The organism is Acinetobacter sp. LT1, from assembly GCF_059800965.1.
On the sequence record NZ_JBBAXE010000003.1, the window covers coordinates 237,226 to 256,103 of the forward strand.

15 protein-coding genes and 1 tRNA gene are annotated in these 18,878 nt (G+C 39.0%); 8 read left to right on the forward strand and 8 right to left on the reverse strand.

Annotation, left to right across the window (positions count from 1 at the left end):
- Positions 1-129: 129 nt before the first annotated feature.
- From aspS to WBW42_RS04360, 4 genes are all read left to right on the forward strand, one after another.
- A complete protein-coding gene (aspS, locus tag WBW42_RS04345; RefSeq protein ID WP_002116046.1) occupies positions 130-1,914 on the forward strand; it encodes an aspartate--tRNA ligase in 1,785 nt (594 codons plus the stop codon).
- A gap of 147 nt (positions 1,915-2,061) precedes the next feature.
- Positions 2,062-2,280, forward strand: coding sequence for a hypothetical protein (locus tag WBW42_RS04350; RefSeq protein ID WP_002116556.1), 219 nt, complete (start codon positions 2,062-2,064; stop codon positions 2,278-2,280).
- Positions 2,280-3,212, forward strand: a complete 933-nt coding sequence (locus WBW42_RS04355; RefSeq protein ID WP_002116205.1) for a CgeB family protein — start codon at positions 2,280-2,282, stop codon at positions 3,210-3,212. The genes WBW42_RS04350 and WBW42_RS04355 overlap by 1 nt, the downstream gene beginning before the upstream one ends.
- A gap of 39 nt (positions 3,213-3,251) precedes the next feature.
- Positions 3,252-4,271, forward strand: coding sequence for a glycosyltransferase (locus WBW42_RS04360; protein WP_017482205.1), 1,020 nt, complete (start codon positions 3,252-3,254; stop codon positions 4,269-4,271).
- 105 nt (positions 4,272-4,376) lie between these two features.
- Here WBW42_RS04360 and WBW42_RS04365 read toward each other — a convergent pair whose 3' ends face one another.
- The 8 genes from WBW42_RS04365 to WBW42_RS04400 all read right to left on the reverse strand — a co-directional run bounded on the left by WBW42_RS04365 (position 4,377) and on the right by WBW42_RS04400 (position 13,849).
- Complete coding sequence (locus tag WBW42_RS04365) at positions 4,377-5,420, reverse strand: ELM1/GtrOC1 family putative glycosyltransferase (RefSeq protein ID WP_005064198.1); 1,044 nt, start codon at positions 5,418-5,420, stop codon at positions 4,377-4,379.
- Positions 5,421-5,432: 12 nt separating this feature from the next.
- The gene (locus tag WBW42_RS04370) at positions 5,433-6,416 is read right to left on the reverse strand and encodes a glycosyltransferase (RefSeq protein WP_002116302.1); all 984 of its coding nucleotides are present in this window, start codon (positions 6,414-6,416) and stop codon (positions 5,433-5,435) included.
- Between the two features lie 2 nt (positions 6,417-6,418).
- Positions 6,419-7,228: a polysaccharide deacetylase family protein gene (locus WBW42_RS04375; protein WP_032056717.1), complete on the reverse strand. Its 810-nt coding sequence runs from the start codon at positions 7,226-7,228 to the stop codon at positions 6,419-6,421.
- A gap of 13 nt (positions 7,229-7,241) precedes the next feature.
- Entirely contained in the window at positions 7,242-8,129 is an 888-nt protein-coding gene (locus tag WBW42_RS04380; RefSeq protein WP_032056718.1) for a mitochondrial fission ELM1 family protein, read from the reverse strand.
- Positions 8,130-8,198: 69 nt separating this feature from the next.
- Positions 8,199-9,125 carry a branched-chain amino acid transaminase gene (locus WBW42_RS04385; RefSeq protein WP_004705670.1) on the reverse strand — a complete coding sequence of 309 codons (927 nt, stop codon included), beginning with the start codon at positions 9,123-9,125 and terminating at the stop codon, positions 8,199-8,201.
- Positions 9,126-9,149: 24 nt separating this feature from the next.
- Entirely contained in the window at positions 9,150-11,900 is a 2,751-nt protein-coding gene (gene glnE, locus WBW42_RS04390; RefSeq protein WP_032056719.1) for a bifunctional [glutamate--ammonia ligase]-adenylyl-L-tyrosine phosphorylase/[glutamate--ammonia-ligase] adenylyltransferase, read from the reverse strand.
- A gap of 67 nt (positions 11,901-11,967) precedes the next feature.
- Entirely contained in the window at positions 11,968-13,239 is a 1,272-nt protein-coding gene (locus tag WBW42_RS04395) for a sensor histidine kinase (protein ID WP_032056720.1), read from the reverse strand.
- Positions 13,240-13,762: 523 nt separating this feature from the next.
- Positions 13,763-13,849 (reverse strand) — tRNA-Leu (locus WBW42_RS04400).
- Between the two features lie 182 nt (positions 13,850-14,031).
- Between WBW42_RS04400 and queA the strand changes: the two genes are divergently transcribed.
- The 4 genes from queA (at position 14,032) to secD (ending at position 18,877) form a co-directional block, all read left to right on the forward strand.
- A complete protein-coding gene (gene queA / locus WBW42_RS04405) occupies positions 14,032-15,069 on the forward strand; it encodes a tRNA preQ1(34) S-adenosylmethionine ribosyltransferase-isomerase QueA (RefSeq protein WP_032056723.1) in 1,038 nt (345 codons plus the stop codon).
- 294 nt (positions 15,070-15,363) lie between these two features.
- A complete protein-coding gene (gene tgt / locus WBW42_RS04410; protein WP_002116306.1) occupies positions 15,364-16,497 on the forward strand; it encodes a tRNA guanosine(34) transglycosylase Tgt in 1,134 nt (377 codons plus the stop codon).
- Between the two features lie 97 nt (positions 16,498-16,594).
- Positions 16,595-16,924 carry a preprotein translocase subunit YajC gene (yajC, locus tag WBW42_RS04415; RefSeq protein ID WP_002116168.1) on the forward strand — a complete coding sequence of 110 codons (330 nt, stop codon included), beginning with the start codon at positions 16,595-16,597 and terminating at the stop codon, positions 16,922-16,924.
- A gap of 51 nt (positions 16,925-16,975) precedes the next feature.
- Positions 16,976-18,877 carry a protein translocase subunit SecD gene (secD, locus tag WBW42_RS04420; protein WP_002116237.1) on the forward strand — a complete coding sequence of 634 codons (1,902 nt, stop codon included), beginning with the start codon at positions 16,976-16,978 and terminating at the stop codon, positions 18,875-18,877.
- Position 18,878: the final 1 nt, after the last annotated feature.

Sequence of the window (18,878 nt, forward strand, 5' to 3'; positions counted from 1 at the left end):
TTCTGCGGTTTTTTGATCTAGTTCTTGTGGCAAACCATCCAACAAGGCATAATCGAAAACTTACTTTTTTGACGGTGCGCGGTTTACGCATCCGTCCTTTCAGCCAATATAGTTTGGATAATCTTCATCATGATGCGAACTCATTACTGTGGCTCTTTAACTGAAGCCCAAATCGACCAGACCGTTACACTATGCGGTTGGGTACATCGTCGCCGTGACCATGGCGGTGTTATTTTCCTTGATATGCGTGACCGTGATGGTCTCGTTCAAGTGGTTATTGACCCAGATACTCCAGAAGCATTTGCAACAGCAGATAAAGCACGTTCTGAATATGTATTAAAAATTACAGGTCGTGTTCGTCGCCGTTATGAAGGTACTGAAAACCAAAATATGGTGAGTGGTCAAATCGAAGTTTTAGGCAAAGAAATCGAAGTTCTTGCTGCTTCTGAAACTCCGCCATTCCCGTTAAATGATGACACAATTAACGTGTCAGAAGAACACCGTTTAAAATATCGTTTCTTGGACATCCGTCGTCCAGAAATGTTAGATCGCTTACGTTTCCGTTCTAAAGTAACTAACTTGATCCGTAATTATTTAGACGATCACGGTTTCTTAGACGTTGAAACTCCGATTTTAACTCGTGCAACTCCTGAAGGCGCGCGTGACTATTTAGTACCAAGTCGTGTACAAAATGGTAGCTTCTACGCACTTCCACAATCACCGCAATTGTTTAAACAATTATTGATGGTGGGTGGTATTGATCGTTACTACCAAATCGCGAAATGTTTCCGTGATGAAGACTTACGTGCTGACCGTCAGCCAGAATTCACTCAAATCGACATTGAAACATCGTTCTTAAACGACGATGAAATCATGGATTTGATGGAAGGCATGACTGTTAAATTATTTAACGACTTGCTTGGCGTAAAATTTGAAAAATTCCGCCGTATGCCATATAGCGAAGCAATGCGTGACTATGCATCTGACAAACCAGATTTGCGTATTCCGTTGAAACTCGTTGACGTTGCAGACTTAATGCAAGAAGTAGAGTTCAAAGTATTTGCTGGCCCTGCAAAAGATCCTAAAGGTCGTATTGTTGCTTTACGTGTTCCTGGTGCAGCTTCATTGCCACGTAGTGCAATCGATGAATACACCAAATTCGTTGGCATCTATGGTGCTAAAGGTTTAGCGTACATTAAAGTTAATGAACTCGCTAAAGGAATTGAAGGTCTTCAATCTCCAATCGTGAAATTCATTGAACCGATTGTACTTGAACTGTTGGAACGTGTTGGCGCACAAGATGGCGATATCGTATTCTTCGGTGCTGATAAAGCTAAAGTTGTAAATGACGCAATGGGTGCGCTTCGTGTCAAGATTGGTCACGATTTGAATCTTTCAACTTGTGAATGGGCTCCACTTTGGGTTGTTGACTTCCCAATGTTTGAAGAAACTGACGATGGTAAATGGACTTCTGTTCACCACCCATTCACACTACCTAAATCTAGCGTAGAAGACGTGAAGAGCAATCCAGGTGAAGCACTTTCTGTTGCTTACGACATGGTATTGAATGGTACTGAAGTTGGCGGTGGTTCACTTCGTATTTACACATTAGAAATGCAAAAAGCGATTTTTGAAGCGCTTGGTATTTCTGATGAAGAAGCAGAAGAGAAATTCAGCTTCTTACTTAACGCGCTTCGTTATGGTGCTCCTCCTCACGGTGGTTTGGCATTTGGTCTAGACCGTTTAGTTATGCTTATGACTGGCGCGACTTCAATTCGTGACGTTATTGCGTTCCCGAAAACTAAGACTGCTGAATGTCCACTTACTCAAGCACCTGCTCCTGTTGAAGCAAACCAGCTTCGTGACTTGGGTATCCGCCTACGTGAAAAGCCAAAAACTGAAGAATCTAAATAATTTTTAGATTTTCTCAATAAGAAACCCTGCTTATGCAGGGTTTCTTATTAGACAGTATTAAACAAACATTCAATTTTCATAAGCTATACTTTGCGAAAAAGCACGTCAGTGGCATAATAGGCTGCTTTTAATTAAGAGGTCAGCTTTATGGCTATGCGCCCTGATGTACGTCGACATGCTTTAGTCGTGATTGTATTCTCCCTCGCACAATGGTTTTTCATGCGCTATATTCTTGCAAATGAATTATTTAACATGACTACAAATCAACGTATTTTATTTTTCTGTGTAAGTAGCTTGGTTGGTGCATTGCTCATTTTTGTTGCATTGATTTATATGGTTTTAAAAGGAAATGCGGACAAAGAGTAATGCAAAAGAAATTACTCATTCTTGGTAAACGTGGGGGTATATTGCAATGGTTCGAAAATATTCTTGCCACTTCTCACCGACACCCTAATTATGTGATTCAAGGCTTTGCTTTAAATCACAATAATACCTGTGAACGATTTCTTAAGAAAATTTTACCAAATAAAGATATATATACAGCTAATTTACTAAAGAAAAAGTTACAAACATTTCAGCCCGATCTAATATTGATTGCCGATCTCTTTTATTTTAATGATTATCTACTAGAAGTTTTAGCTGACTTTCCATGCAAAAAAGCTCATTGGATCGGAGATTTTTTTGATTCAAGGCTAAAAAAAACAAAAGAAATTATTGACTTATACTGCTTTACCGACTTCAGTTTTATTAAAGATGCTAAAGATATAGGATTAGATCATTCAATCTACCTTCCATTAGCTTACAATCCTGAAATCTTTTTTCCGAAGGATGAACAAAAAAATGACAGACTTTTATTTGTAGGAGCTTGGTCTCCTGACAGACAAGAACTAATTGAACGAATTCCGCTCCCAATTACTATTTATGGTAAAGGCTGGAATAATCTTGTAAAAAATGACAGTATTATTCATCCACATAATATTAGTCTACCCAATGTCGCTGAACTTTACCGTAAACATAAGTATGTTCTTAACCTCATTAATAAAGTAAATATACGACAAGGCATGAATATGCGTTGTTTTGAAGCACCTGCTTGCGGTTGCATTTTAGTCAGTGAATATGTAAAAGATCTTGAATTTGCATTCAGCATAGAAAATGAAATTATAACTTTTTCAGACCCTTCCGAACTGCAAAGCAAACTCAAAGAAAATTCTATTAATCCCTTACTAGCAATGGACAAGGTTCAACGAGATCATACCTATAAAAATAGGATAGATACGATTGTTGACCTATTGCTTTAAGAGTATCGTTACCAGTATTCATGTTATAGGTTCTACTCAGTGTTTGTTAGTATCATTGTCCCAAGTTATAATCATGCTCAATATTTAGAAGAAAGAATTAATAGTATTCTTAATCAAAGCTATTCACAATTTGAATTAATCCTTTTAGATGATTTGTCACCAGATCATAGCGCTAAAATTTTAGAAAAATACCGAAAACATCCTAAAGTTTCTCATTGCATTATCAATGAAAAAAATTCAGGCTCCACCTTCTACCAATGGAACAAAGGGATGCATTTAGCGAAAGGAGAGCTGATCTGGATTGCTGAATCCGATGATATAGCAGATCCTCGTTTTTTAGAGAAATTAGTACCACAGTTTGAGAAAAACCACAATTTAGTACTGGCGTATAGCCAATCATATCGAATGAACGCTAAAGGAGAAATAACTGGTTCTTGGAAAGATTTTACAGATCAAGTAGACCCAAAACTTTTCGAAAACAACTTTGAAATGAAAGGGCTTGAATATATAGAAAAATTTTTAAATACTCAAAATACTATTCCTAATGCGAGTGGGGTTATTTTCAAAAAACAAACTTACTTTGATGTGGGAGGGGCTAACCCGAGCTTACGCTTCATTGGCGATTGGGAAATTTGGGCAAAGATCGTAACACAAGGCGATATTTTTTTTACTCATGAATGTTTAAACTATTTTCGTTATCATAATACAAGCGTTATTGCGCAGGCAAAAAAGAAAAAAGATCATTTTGAAGTTAGACGTCAAGTCATTTTGTTCCGCCAAAGCATGTCACAGTTTTTAAAAGCCTATTCCCATCAACATCCAGAAGCGAATAAGGCTTATCAAATTAACCAAAGATGTCTATCAAAAGAATTAAGAAAAAATGCTTCTTTAGCTATTCGTCGTCGTTATTATAATCGGATTATGCCAACCTGTATAACAGCGCTGGAGACTTTACCTTTCTACATTGTACCTATTTATATTCTAAAACTACTTATACAACTTATTTTATCAATTTGCTTCGTTGCTCCTTATAAAGCATTATTAAAGCAAACAAAATAAAAAAGAGGAGATTCCTGCTCTTTTTATTTTTTAAATTTATCTAGAATTTGATATATTGAATGATCAAGTTGGCGATTATTAAAAAATAAAATCTAAATATTTAGTTTATTTTCCCAAAATATTATTCAATTTTCGAGTCATCTCTCCCGTATGGTCTTGTACTTTTAATTTTTGGACAGCCTCAACAATTTGATGAGCATCTAAAAAATTTAATAAATATAACCACCGCTGTTGAGCTAAGGAGTTTAATTGTTGTTTGATAGCCACATCTTGTACTGCAACTTCATCATAAAGTACTAGCAATTTGCTTCCGGACATAATAACCTCTGCAACCATCGAGGTTGAGTCTGGGCTCGCTAAAATCCAATCAGCTGCTTTAATGTAGTCTTTAATATCACAACTTTGCCCTTGTGCAACCCATGTTAGCAAGTCATTTGCCTGAAAAATATCGTACTGTTCAGTAAGCTCTTGTAACTCTTTTTCGAAATTAACTGACGTTCTACGCGATGTCGTAACTAATAATCTCGCTGTTGGATATTGCAACCGAATCTGTTGTAAAACAGTTGCCCATTGTACAGCATCACCGATTTTGACTGTTTTGGTATTCGCACCAATTAGAACTGCTATCACTAATTCAGCACTGTGAATTCCTAAATGCTCACGTGCCTGATCACGTGTCAAAGGCAAAGCACACATTTTATTAGGTGCAACTGGGTAGTAAAAGTAATGTGGCAATGTAGCTTGTTGATCATGAATGGTAAATACCACATCGAATAAATCAGCACGAATTCCTCGTAATGAACTCGCTACTAAATTTTTAATGGCTTGATTATTGCGTAAATGTTGTTTTAACAACAAATTGGCGAGCAAGGTATTTCCCCCCGCTGATACAATATATGCAACTTGTTTCTGTTCTAACGACTTGATAGTTTTCATATCAAGGAAATAGCATAACCAATGAGTATTTATTGAAAAATTGGACAGAAACTTAAGAACACGGTATAACCATTTCTTAGGTAAATTTAGTTGAATCCATTCCACTTGATAGTTTTTCTGTTGATTCAATAGCTGAACCATTCCCTGAGTTTGAGTTTCGTGACCAGGTTTACCATCTGTCAATGCAAGAATAAAATCCTTTTGTTGTGTCATCAATACATAATCCTATACTGAAAACAGTGACTGATATACTTGTACTGTATGATCAATCATTTTCGTGAAAGTAAGTTGTTCTTGTGCTAGTACATAAGCAGTTTTAAAACTACTCTCTGGATCAGATATTTTTAAATAATTTTGGATGAGCTGCTGTAAAGCCAATATATTATTAGGTTCACATAAAAATTCTGTGGGAATAAATTCAGACATCATCCCGACATTTGTACCAATAACTGGTCGCTCAAGCAACAAGGTCTCAGCAAGTGTATAAGGACCGCCTTCACGTAAAGATGAAACAATTAAGGCTTCATGTTCCGCAATCAATGGATGAATATTATTACTATAACCATATAGCTTAACACGATCAGCTAACTGATATTCTTTAATCAATTTTTCCAGTCTGTCCCGTTCTTCACCATCACCAATAATAGTTAATTCACAAGGAATGTTCTGCCAAGCGGCTAATAAAAGATTAAAACCTTTCACTTCATTTAAACGGCCTATTGCAATAAATTTTCTATTCTTTACAAATGGTTGAGCAGTTATATTTAAGGAAATCCCATTATAAACCACACTTACTTTATGTGGTTGCCCTACTATTTGTGCAAGACGTTTACTTACACAAATAATATGATCAAATGCCAAATAGGTTTTAATATTCTTTTTTGCACCATGCATGGTTACAACACATGGAAAATTCAAACTATTCAATATACCTTGTAAAAGTTTTGCTGTTTTCGAAGCATGAGCATGTAGCACTTGTGGCTCTGTCGCCAATATTAATTTTTTAAGCCGATATTTTGTCCATGGGTTATAACGGCTACCACTCATGTCGAAAGCCACAAAGTTCACCGCACTTTTCACCTGACTTTTATATTTCTGATGTGCAATTAAAGATACTTCATGTGATTGTGACAAACCAGCAGCCAACTCAAGTACATGCTTTTCTAGTCCCCCTTCCTCATCACTCGCCATTACAAGAGTAATTTTCATGCTTATCCCTCACGCTTACCAAGCTTTAAACGGAGCTTGACAGCAAATAATGAATCTTTACCACTGATTTTAATACGTTGTAGTTGAAAAAAGTCTGGCTGTTCGCCTTCAATTCCTTCTACAGTCGTTACAGCATTGCTATACCCTGACTGTTTTACCAGTTTGACATCGCGGTCTGAATAAATCCCAAATGGATATGCAAAACTGGTCACGGGTTTGCAAATTAATTGCTCAAGTTGTTGCTTTGAGTCAGTCAATTCTCTTAAACAATCGGCATCACTGAGTTTATTTAAATTGGCATGCGTCAATGTATGTGAACCAATTTCAATCAGCCCACTGTCTGCGAGTTGCTTGACTTGGGCATCATTCAACTTAGCTTCACGCATAAGTTCACCACTATTGTGATGTTCTTTTTTATAAGTTGACCAATCTCTATCATGACGGTCAACCACCACATAAACTGTTGCTTTTGCTTGATATTTTTCTAAAATTGGATAGGCATTTTGTAAGTTATCTAAATAACCATCATCAAATGTAATTGCTATTGTTTTAGCAGGGTGTTTCCCCCAACCATTTTGTAACTCTTGCATAGTTACAAAATGGAATCCTTGTGATTTCATCCAGGCAATCTGCTTTTCAAATTCAGCGGGTTTCACACGAAGTTTATTAAATTTAGCACCATCAATATGGTTTCTGACCATGTGATACATCAATATACGAGGCTGATTCCAACTTATTTTCGGCTTCCACCAAGCATACTTATAACTTAATACGAAGATAAGCAGAACCAATAAAATCAGTATATATAGCACAATCTCAAACTCATTATTTTGCTAAAAGATATGTTGCCACACGGTCTGCTTCTTTAAAAGCATAAGGTTGTGGTAACTGTACAACATAAGTCTGCTGTGAGATTAATTTTGATTCTAACATTTGGTCAACTGAGTGCGTAATCCGGTCGTCTTTCAAACGGTCCATTGCCATCACCCCGACTCGACAACCCGCGGTAAGCGCCTCAAAAATCATAGAGACGCTGTCTTCTGTCACCCAAACTGCTTCTGCTTTTTGCATTTCTTCGAAAATCCAGCCTTGGGGTGTTTGATCAACTGGAAATATGTGTAAATGCTGGGCAAAACTTTGTTGCCTTAAAATATCGACAAACTCTGCTGGGGTTCGACGTGAAGTGGTCAGAATAATTTCAGCGTCTGGATTATTCTCAACAATTTTTTGAACACTGGTTAATACTTTATTTTGGTTCCATTGATGTCGTTTAGATGAACCACCTAAAGCGATTAAAACTCTCGCGGTTTGATGGCGATTTTCATTACGGATAGGATTTAATGCACCACGCGTGACAATCACATGGTTATCGGCGTGAATACCGTCATGTTCTGGAATAACAGCATAATCAAAGCAACCAATAGGTAAACTTGGCTTCATTAAAATAATCGTTTTGGCCTTTTTGAAAATTCTACCGAGTAACCAAACACGAAAATGAGTGTGACTTCCCACGCCAAATACAAAGTCAGGCACTTGTTTAAATAAGGATTTTTTTGAAGAGAAAAGTGCCTGAATTAAAGAAATAATAGGTAAATCAGAAATTAGGACCTCTTCAAAAGTTGTTTCTGGCTGTTGTCTTTGCATTGCCTGAAACAAGCCTAATGCTTGTGAGCGGTGCCCTGCCTTACCATCAGACACATAGACAATATGCATAGAAGCTCCCTAAGCCAAAAAATAAAAAAGGCGAAACCGAAGTTCGCCTTTTTATGTTAACGGATTAACTTATTTTACGTAAGTTAACCAGTGTTCATATTTCGGATTTCTACCTTGAACCGCATCAAAGTAAGTTTTTTGGATTTCAGTGGTAATTGGGCCACGAGTACCCGAACCGATTGGACGGTCATCGTATTCACGAATTGGTGTTACTTCAGCAGCAGTACCTGTGAAGAATGCTTCGTCTGCGATATAAAATTCGTCACGTGTAATACGGCGCTCAACAACTTGGTAACCAAGATCTCTAGCGATTGTCATCACAGTTTGACGTGTAATACCATCAAGCGCACCACCAGCGATATCTGGAGTGTGCAAAACGCCATCTTTAATTAAGAATACGTTTTCACCAGAACCTTGGCACACATAACCTTGTGGGTCCATTAACATTGCTTCGTCGTAACCAGAATGTGCAACTTCTTGATGAGCAAGAATTGACAATGTGTAGTTACCAGATGCTTTTGCTTTACACATCGTCACGTTTGGATGATGGTGAGTAAATGATGAAGTTTTTACGCGAATACCTTTCGCCATCGCTTCATCACCAAGATATGCACCCCACGCCCACGCAGCAACAGCAGCATGAATCGTGTTATTTGTTGCTGCAATACCTAGTTTCTCTGAACCGATCCAGATGAGTGGACGTAAATAGCAAGAAGCTAATTTATTTTCACGAACAACATCGATTTGTGCTTGTTCAAGCGTTGCTTGATCATAAGGCACTTTCATTTGATAAATTTTTGCTGAATTTAACAAACGTTTTGTGTGGTCTTGAAGACGGAAAATCGCTGTACCTTTAGGCGTTTCATAAGCACGAACACCCTCAAATACGCCCATACTGTAGTGTAATGTATGGGTTAAAACGTGAATCTTTGCATCACGCCAATCAATTAATTTTCCATCTTGCCAAATAAAACCATCACGATCAGCCAAATTCATGGAACACTCCAAATTGTTATAAAATCATTCACTATCCAACTCAACCGAAGCGGTTGGGTCTATTAATCTTTGCCATAAATTGCAAACGACCGCACGGGTACTACGCCAGTCCGCTGCGCTGACTTGCATGGATTGATTTGCAAGGGCTAAGCGGTGGCTTTCGGCACGTTCACTAAGATAGGCTCGAATTAATGCTGTGGCATCTTCACTGGATAAGCAGTCTGCTTTAGCAGCATCTTCTAATATTCTTACATTATCAGAATAATGGGCGAGATCGGGTTTCGTCCCGCTCCATGCAAGTACAGCATACTGTGCCATAAATTCGATATCGACGATACCACCTGCGTCCTGTTTTAAATGAAAAATACCATGTTTTTTTTGTTCAGAAGACGAACCTAGGTGGTCTTTCATTTTCTGACGCATTTTCAACACTTCCTCACGAACATAAGCCTCATCTCTAGATTGAGTCAATATCTCGCGTCGAAATATTTCAAATTTCTGGCAAAGCACCTCATCACCTGCAATAGAGCGGGCACGTACTAATGCCTGATGCTCCCAAAGCCATGCACTTTTCAACTGATAGTGTTCATAGGCTTTCAGACTTGTCACCAATAAACCAGCCTCACCTGAAGGTCTTAAGCGTGTATCAATCTCATAGACACGGCCATCAAGGGTTTGCGTAGTCATCAAAGACATAAACTTTTGAGCAACACGCATAGCAAACTCAAAGCCACTAATTGACTTGGTTCCATCCGTATCAGCTTGTTCATCTAGGTAATGAATAAAGACAAGGTCTAAGTCAGAACCATAGCCCAGCTCAATACCACCCACTTTGCCATAACCAATGACAGCAAAAGCTTTGTAGTCGAGTGAGCAGCGTTTCCCATCAACATCTTTTGGGTAACCATGGCGCTTCGCCACAGTTTGATAAGCCAAATGTAGGGTTGCATTAACACTAACTTCAGCAATATCTGTTAATGCATCGGAAACCTTCATTAGAGGGCTTTCAGCTAACACATCACTTGCAGCAACAGTAAGTACATTGCTCTTTTTAAACAGGCGAAGTGCTCGCATTTGGTCTTCGACCTGATCAATCTCAATACGAAGTAACTGCTGACGTAATGAGTCTTCTAAATCCTTACGTTTTGGTAACTCAAAATCCATCGATAAGAACTCATCCAACAGTACCGGATACTGTGTCAGTTCTTCACAAATCCACGGACTCACCGTCGCCATTTTCACTAAGCGTTGCAATGCGCCTTTACTTTCAATCAACATCACCAAATAAACGGTTCGACGCATGACTGATTCAATCAGTGGCATTAAACGCAACAATGCAGTTTGAGGTTGTTCAGACTGTAAGATCGCTTCAATTAAATGAGGCCAAAATGTTTTTAAACGCTGCACAGCATTTGAAGGAAGTTTTTTAAGTGCATGGCCATGCCAAAACTCATGAATCAGATTTTTCGCATTGTCATCCAGCACTTCATCTAATTGCTGCTCTAATTGCCCAAAATTTTCAGTTGCGGCATTAGAGCTGGTATCTTCAATGAGCTGCTTAAATTGAACTTTTACCTTTTGACGTTTTTCATTAAGAACATCGAGAAACTCATTCCAGCTCGTAAAACCTAAGGTATCTATAATGCGTTGTCTTAAGTCCAATTCTTCTGGTAATAATTGGGTTTGTTGATCATTTAGAGCTTGAATCGCGTGTTCAACACGGCGTAAAAATAGGTAAGCATCTTCAAGCTCTAATACAGCTTGTTTTTCTAATAAGCCAGCTTCACCAATGTGCTCAAGACTGACTAAACATTGACGGTCTTGTAACTCACGTTTAGAACCGCCGTAAATCAGCTGGAAGACCTGAACAATAAACTCAATTTCACGAATACCACCCGCCCCGAGTTTAATATCATCCTCAATATGACGACGTAAGACTTCGCGCTCGATCATTGCTTTCATATCACGCATGGCAGCAAAAGCGGTGTAATCGACATAGCGGCGGAACACAAAAGGACGTGTCATTTCTAACAAATCCTGTCCTTCTTTACCTCCAGTGACAACACGCGCTTTAATCCAGGCATAACGTTCCCATTCACGGCCATGTTGACTTAAATATTTTTCTAAAGCTGCATGACTAATCGCTAATGCCGAGCCATCCCCCCAAGGACGTAAGCGCATATCAACTCGAAATACAAAACCATCGGCAGTAATGTGTTCAAGCAAATAAATGAGTTTTTGTCCCCACAAAATACAGAACTGCTGTACATCAATACATTTGCGACCATCGGTTTCACCTTGCTCATCAAAGGCAAAAATTAAGTCGATATCACTCGACAAGTTAAGCTCTTGAGCACCAAGCTTACCCATGGCAACCACAATCAAATCTTGAATTTTGCCAGAGTAACTCACAGGTTCACCGTGTTTCGCCACAAGTGCGACACGCGCAAAATCTTTTGCAGCACAAATACTGGCATCAGCAAAATCAGAAAGTTCACGAGTGAGTGTGACAACATCGGTCAGTTGGTTGGCATCCTGCCAAATCCAGCGGAACATTAAACGGCTACGTAAAATGCGCATTCCGCGCATCCAAGACGTTTCATCACCAATCCCATCTAGCGTGGTCTGTACAAATTGGTAAATCTGTTCGGTCGAGAGCGGTGCAGTAAATTGATCTATTTGATAATCTTGTTCTAAAACAGCTTGATGCAAACCTAAAACTTGTTCTGCGTACTGACTGGCACGCAATGTTTTTTGTAACTGCTCCGCATTCATATAAAAAGCTCTTTTCCTCGTACTCTGTTTTTAGTTATAGCAGTTCGAGTAGTGTTAGGAAAAGGGATTAGACTAATTTTGCTTCTGATGAAGAATGATGTTCGGTATGCACCTCATGACTTTCTTGAGCTGAAGGTAATAAAACCTTAAATGTCGTTCCCACCCCTTCTTTAGAGCTAACAGTAATTTGCCCCTGATTAATCTCGACAAAACGCTTGCAAAGACTCAAACCTAAGCCAGCACCTTTTTCCCCTGCAGTGCCTTTAAAGCTAGCAGTAATACGTGGATGGAATAAATTTGCCATTTGTTGCTCGGTCATGCCCAGACCTGTGTCTCGAACAGTAATTTCTACATTTGTATCCGCTTGTTGAGCTTCAATAAAGACTTTGCCTGATCCATCAACGTCGGTAAATTTCAACGCATTTGACACCAAGTTCTGAATTACAGAGGTCATCATATTGATATCGGCGTAGATGTTTAAATCATCTGGAACACCATTAACCAGTTCAATATTTTTCTTTAAAGCTAATGTATGCAGTACATCGCAAACGATATTGCTGACTTGTCTAAGTTTAAAGTTAATCGGGTGATAGACAAAACGCCCTCCCTCGGCCATCGCCCATGTCAGCAAACTTTCAAGCAAGTTATAGGTCGATTGTGAGGTGTCATATAAATAATCTGCAATATTTTGAATACTCGATTCATCTAAAGTTTCTCGCTCTTTGGCGAGTACCTCAGAAAATCCAAGCAAGCCATGAAACGGTGCACGTAAGTCATGTGAGATAATCGAGAAAAATTTTGTCTTACTCGAATTAATCGCAACTTGTTGTTCATAAAGTTCATTTAACTCTTCATAGTTAAACTTCAACTCAACTTGTTGCATAAAAGTAGAACAATAATCGAGCAGTAATTGAATATCGTCATCTTCAAATGTTGCCGCATCGTCATCAAAAAAGACAGCAAAACCCATCGAGGTTTTATCAGGGTGTAAAAGATGCACGGCCAGTGCCCTACTGCACTCAATATTTAATTCTTTTAAATAGTTGATTAAATTTTGATATGAAGGATGTAAGTGATTAATGATCTGTTGTTTGGCGAAGCACTGTTTTAAATGCTTCGATGGCTTAAACGAAATGGCTGTCATGCCTTCAGGGCAACGATGCCAAAAGTAAGGTTCCTGATTAAAAGTCAATAAGGCTTTTTTACAATTCAAAAGACGAAGACTAAACCGGAAAAATTGCTCGATGTAGTTCTGCTCGGCATTTAATCCAAGCAACAGGGATATCCTACAAGCACTTAACTGCTCGACCTGATTTAGTTCTAAACGTTGGAATGTCATTGCCCGCCTCACAGATTATGTCGTTTTTGGTCGGAACCGCTCTCAAGAAATGTACTTATAATCATTATGATCTACTACAAACTTTAACACAGTACATTAAAAGCGCAACGTTCTTTTCAAAATAGAAATGTGAAGTTTCAATTAAAGGTTTTCAGATACATAAAGTGGGTATGTTTTAGAAAAATACAACAAATGTTTGAAGGTGGTGAGTTGAAAGAACTTGGAAATGCGAGTTCAGAATACTCGTAAAAGATGGTCAAAAAATATTATTCGAATAAGAGCTTAGATTCTTGCTTAGTTTGACTTTTAACAAACGTGTTTAGTGTTTAAACAAGAACTTCTTGAGCTTAAAAATGAAAAGATTTTTATAAGCTCTAAATTTATAGCTAGAAATTCGAGCCCGACACTCGGGATCAAATAATCATTTCATAATTTCTTAAGCCCTATCTACTTTTTTATATCCAACAAAAAACCCCTAAGCCGTTAGCTTAGGGGTTTTCGGAGAATCTTACGATTCTGAATTTGGTCCCGAGGGTCGGACTCGAACCGACACGTCATCTCTGACAGCGGATTTTGAGTCCGCCGCGTCTACCAATTTCACCACCTCGGGAGAGGAAGTATGTTTGTGTTGCGTATATTAGCGCGTTTGTAAAACTTGTCAAACCCTAAGTGAATATTATCGTTCACTTTTAGATCATTTAAACATTTTTCATGATTTAGGTCAGAAGCACAGCCATAAAAAAGCGAAAAAGTTTATACTAGGCCCAATTTTTGCGGTGTTTTTTCTCAAATATGCAACTGTCTGACTTTTCCTTTGAATTACCTGATGAACTCATTGCCCGTTACCCTCTCGAATCACGTAGTGCTTCGCGGTTGTTGCACCTAGATTCAAAGGGTCAATATCATGATCACATGTTCACAGACATTATCGATCTGTTCGAAGAAGGTGATTTGTTGGTGCTTAATGACACCAAGGTCATGAAAGCTCGACTTAAAGGAAAACGCTCTACAGGCGGTGCTATTGAGATTTTGGTTGAGCGTATGCTGAACCACACCACAGCGTATTGTCATATCAAATCGAGTAACTCACCTAAAGCAGGTGCCGAGCTTTTTGTCGGTGCAGATAATATTCCAGTGATTGTGCGTGGACGTCACGAAAATTTATTTGTGGTTGAGTTTTCACAGCCCATCTTGCCTGTACTTGAGCAATATGGACAGTTGCCTATTCCGCCTTACTTTAACCGTGAAGCAGAAGAAATTGATACTGAACGCTATCAAACGGTTTTTCATAATCCTGAAAAAATTGCCAGTGTTGCCGCTCCTACTGCGAGCTTGCACTTTGACGAAGAGTTACTAGCAAAATTAGAGCAAAAAAATGTTCAAAAATCTTTTGTGACTTTACACGTCGGTGCTGGCACATTTATGCCTGTTCGTACTGATGACATTACCAATCATGTCATGCACAGTGAATGGTGTGATGTTCCTCAAGAAACCATTGATTTAATTTTGGCGACTAAAGCACGTGGTAATAAAGTGATTGCCATTGGTACAACCGCGACACGTGCTTTAGAAAGTGCAGCTCAAGCTCATGGCGGTAAAATTGCAGCTTGGACTGGCGACACACAAATCTTTATCTATCCAGGTTATGAGTTCTGCATCGTAGACCGTTTAATTACTAACTTCCATTTACCAGAGTCTACCCTGCTCATGTTGGTATCAGCACTTTCAAATCGAGACAACATTTTGACTGCTTATCAACATGCAGTTAAAAGCCGCTATCGTTTCTTTAGCTATGGCGATGCAATGTTGATTGATAAGTTAGAAGTTTAAAAATTAAATTCTGATCGATATTGTTAATCATCTATACACATCTTCTATAATAAGGATGCAAATATTTAGCAATATCGATTAGCTTTACCAAGTCGATTATAATCTTTATAAGCCTGAATTTTAGATATTTCCTTCATTAAAATATCTATGCCATAAAACCTATCCTTAGTTTCTCCAATCTTTTTATATAACAGCTACATTTAGTAGTAGAACTACGTCGCAGAATCAAGGAAAATAGCCCTCTTTTTAGCAGCGAACTGTTTCTTCGCCTCTGCTCGAGTTCAGGATTTTTAGATGAAGTTTGAAAAATTAGGTCAGTCGGGGCGCGCCCGTCGTGGTCGTTTAACTTTAGAACATGGTGTTGTTGAAACACCTGTTTTTATGCCAGTGGGGACTTATGGCACAGTCAAAGGCATGTTACCTCGTGACATCGAAGACATTCAGGCACAAATTATTTTAGGAAATACGTTCCATTTATATTTGCGTCCGGGTCTTGAGGTGATTAAAGAGCACGGTGGTTTACATGACTTTATTAAATGGAATAAGCCAATTTTGACTGACTCTGGCGGTTTCCAGGTTTTTAGTCTTGGCGCAATGCGCAAAATCAAAGAGGAAGGTGTTACTTTCCGCTCACCGATTGATGGTTCAAAAGTATTTTTATCACCTGAAATTTCTATGGAAATTCAGCAGGTCTTGAACTCTGACATCGTTATGATTTTTGATGAGTGTACGCCTTACCCTGCAACACATGAAGAAGCTCAAAAATCATTGCAGCTTTCTTTACGCTGGGCAAAACGTTGTAAAACCCATCATCATGATGAGCTCAAAAATCACAATGCGTTATTTGGCATTATTCAAGGTGGCATGTATGAAGACTTACGCGATGAGTCTTTAAATGGTCTTTTAGAAATCGGCTTTGACGGTTATGCAATTGGCGGTTTATCTGTAGGTGAACCTAAAGAAGAGATGATCAAAGTTTTAGATTATCTACCGAATAAAATGCCGCATGACAAACCGCGTTATTTGATGGGCGTTGGTAAACCAGAAGATATCGTTGAAGCGGTGCGCCGCGGTGTCGATATGTTTGACTGCGTAATGCCGACTCGTAATGCTCGAAACGGTCATTATTTTGTCACTGATGGTCTGGTACGTATTCGTAATAGCAAATATCGCCATGACCAGAGTCCACTCGATCCACATTGCGATTGCTACACTTGTAAAAACTTTACCCGCGCTTATCTATTCCACCTTGAAAAATGTGGAGAAATGTTGGCATCTATGCTCGGTACTATTCATAACTTACGTTATTACCAACGTTTGACTGAAGGTATGCGTGATGCATTAGACAATGGCACATTTGATGAATTTGTTCAGGACTTTTATGCCCGTCGTGGTTTAGAAGTTCCACCATGTCCGGTTGATGAATAAGCCAGATTTGCGCTCAACCTCAAGACAAGGTAAATTGCAAAACGAATTAGGATTATGTCAGTTATCTGACTCATATTTTTAACTTTAGGAAATCAAAATGAGCTTTTTAATTTCTGCTGCTCATGCAGCACCGGCAGCTGGCCCAACTAATGGTATTTTGCCAAACATCTTGATGATTGTCGTATTCGTTGCAATCTTTTATTTCTTAATTTGGCGCCCTCAAGCAAAACGTGCTAAAGAACACCGTTCTTTGATCGAGAGCTTAGGTGTGGGTAGTGAAGTTGTTTTTGCTGGTGGTTTAATGGGCAAAGTAACCAAAATTGAAGGTGACTATGCAGTTGTTGAACTTAGCCGTGGTGTAGAAGTAAAAATTCAGCGTGCCAGCGTAATTTCAGTATTACCTGAAGGCACTCTAAATAACCTTTAATCATAAAACAGTCGTGCTTTAGCACGGCTTTTTCATTTAAGAAGAAAGCGAATGCGTTACCCTGCATGGAAATATTTACTGATTCTGGTTGTTCTGGTAATCAGTACATTATACGCACTGCCGAGTCTATATCCGGATGAGCCCGCTGTTCAAATTTCCGGTGCCAAAGCTGGTACCCAAATTGATCAAAGTGTGGTGAAAAAAGCAGAGCAAATTTTAAAAACAGCAAATATTGCGAGCCATGACAATACTTTTACAAATAATGCTGCCCTATTGCGTGTCAGTTCATCTGAAGCACAGTTAAAGGCAAAAGAAGTATTACGTCGTGACTTAGGTGATGAATATGTTGTCGCCCTAAACCTTGCACCAACCACACCGGAATGGCTGCAAAAGATTGGGGCAAAACCAATGAAACTTGGTTTGGACTTACGTGGTGGTGTCCACTTCTTGCTTGAAGTAGATATGGACAAAGCCGTTGCCCAACGTATGGAAACCTCTGCCACCGATTTGCGTCGTCAGTTCCGTGAAAACAAGATCAAATTTAACAGTCTTGCATTAACAAATAATGTGATCACTGTTCAATTTGCTGACAATGCTGACCGTGATGCAGCAATGGATTTTTTACGTCGTAATGGGAATGAATATACCCAACAGGCATTAGCAAGCTCTACAGGTTCTACTTTAAAGCTTACTTATACTGATGTACGTCGCCAAGAAATTCAGTCATATGCGGTAAATCAGAACTTAACAACATTACGTAATCGTATTAACGAACTTGGTGTTGCAGAAGCATTGGTACAAAGTCAGGGTAGCAACCGTATTGTTGTTGAATTACCAGGTGTACAAGATACAGCTGAAGCTAAACGTGTTTTAGGGCGTACTGCGAACCTCGAATTCCGTTTAGTTTCTGACTTAAATGATCAATATATCGATCCATATACGGGTAAATATAATGGTCAACCTTTACCTCCGGGCACAGAAGTTTTTGCTTATGAGTCTTTAGATAGTGGTCGTCAACTCTTGTTGCAACGTAACCGAATCTTGACTGGTGAGCGTGTTCAAAATGCAAGCTCTGGCTTTAGTCAGGACTCTGGCGGTGCCGAAGTAAATATCACGCTCGACAGCGCTGGCGGTAAGCTAATGTCCGATGCAACCCGTAATGCAGTTGGTAAACGCATGGCGGTATTGTTCATCGAGAACAAGCAAAAAATTAACTATGTCACAGATCCAAAAACTGGTGCACAAACAGAAGTTCGTACGCCATATACTGAGTCTGTAGTCATTAATGCAGCAACAGTTCAAGCTGTTTTAGGTTCGACTTTCCGTATTACCGGTTTAAGTTCTCCTCAAGAAGCATCTGAACTTGCATTAATGCTTCGTGCTGGTGCTTTGGCTGCGCCAATGTACTTTGTTGAAGAGCGTGTAGTAGGTCCAAGCCTTGGTCAAGAAAACATTGATAAAGGTGTATTGTCTACTCAAATCGGCTTCTTGCTCGTTGCAATCTGGATGGTGGTTTTCTTCCGCGTATTCGGTTTAATCGCGAACTTTGCTCTTGTGTTTAACTTGGCAATGATTTTAACTGTGATGTCATGGATTGGAGCTTCCCTCACCTTACCGGGTATTGCCGGTATCGTTATTACCATTGGTATGGCGGTCGATGCGAACGTATTGATATGTGAGCGTATCCGAGAAGAAATGCTCTGGGGGGCCTCACCCAAACAGGCCATTGTGGCCGGTTATGATCGAGCCTATAACACCATTTTTGACTCGAACTTAACCACGTTCCTCGTTGCATTCATTCTGTTTGCAATTGGTACAGGCCCAATCAAAGGTTTCGCCGTGACATTAATGATCGGTATTATTTGTTCGATGTTTACTGCAATTACAGTAACTCGTGCAATCGTACAAATCATTTATGGCAAACGTCGTAATTTGAAAAAGTTGAGCATTTAAG

Coding starts and splice junctions, on each gene's coding strand:
- aspS (WP_002116046.1), top strand. CDS start 130: ATGATGCGAACTCATTACTGTGGCTCTTTAACTGAAGCCCAAATCGAC.
- WBW42_RS04350 (WP_002116556.1), top strand. CDS start 2,062: ATGGCTATGCGCCCTGATGTACGTCGACATGCTTTAGTCGTGATTGTA.
- tgt (WP_002116306.1), top strand. CDS start 15,364: ATGAAGTTTGAAAAATTAGGTCAGTCGGGGCGCGCCCGTCGTGGTCGT.
- WBW42_RS04385 (WP_004705670.1), bottom strand. CDS start 9,125: ATGAATTTGGCTGATCGTGATGGTTTTATTTGGCAAGATGGAAAATTA.
- glnE (WP_032056719.1), bottom strand. CDS start 11,900: ATGAATGCGGAGCAGTTACAAAAAACATTGCGTGCCAGTCAGTACGCA.
- WBW42_RS04365 (WP_005064198.1), bottom strand. CDS start 5,420: ATGACACAACAAAAGGATTTTATTCTTGCATTGACAGATGGTAAACCT.
- queA (WP_032056723.1), top strand. CDS start 14,032: ATGCAACTGTCTGACTTTTCCTTTGAATTACCTGATGAACTCATTGCC.
- WBW42_RS04370 (WP_002116302.1), bottom strand. CDS start 6,416: ATGAAAATTACTCTTGTAATGGCGAGTGATGAGGAAGGGGGACTAGAA.
- WBW42_RS04355 (WP_002116205.1), top strand. CDS start 2,280: ATGCAAAAGAAATTACTCATTCTTGGTAAACGTGGGGGTATATTGCAA.
- yajC (WP_002116168.1), top strand. CDS start 16,595: ATGAGCTTTTTAATTTCTGCTGCTCATGCAGCACCGGCAGCTGGCCCA.
- WBW42_RS04395 (WP_032056720.1), bottom strand. CDS start 13,239: ATGACATTCCAACGTTTAGAACTAAATCAGGTCGAGCAGTTAAGTGCT.
- WBW42_RS04380 (WP_032056718.1), bottom strand. CDS start 8,129: ATGCATATTGTCTATGTGTCTGATGGTAAGGCAGGGCACCGCTCACAA.
- secD (WP_002116237.1), top strand. CDS start 16,976: ATGCGTTACCCTGCATGGAAATATTTACTGATTCTGGTTGTTCTGGTA.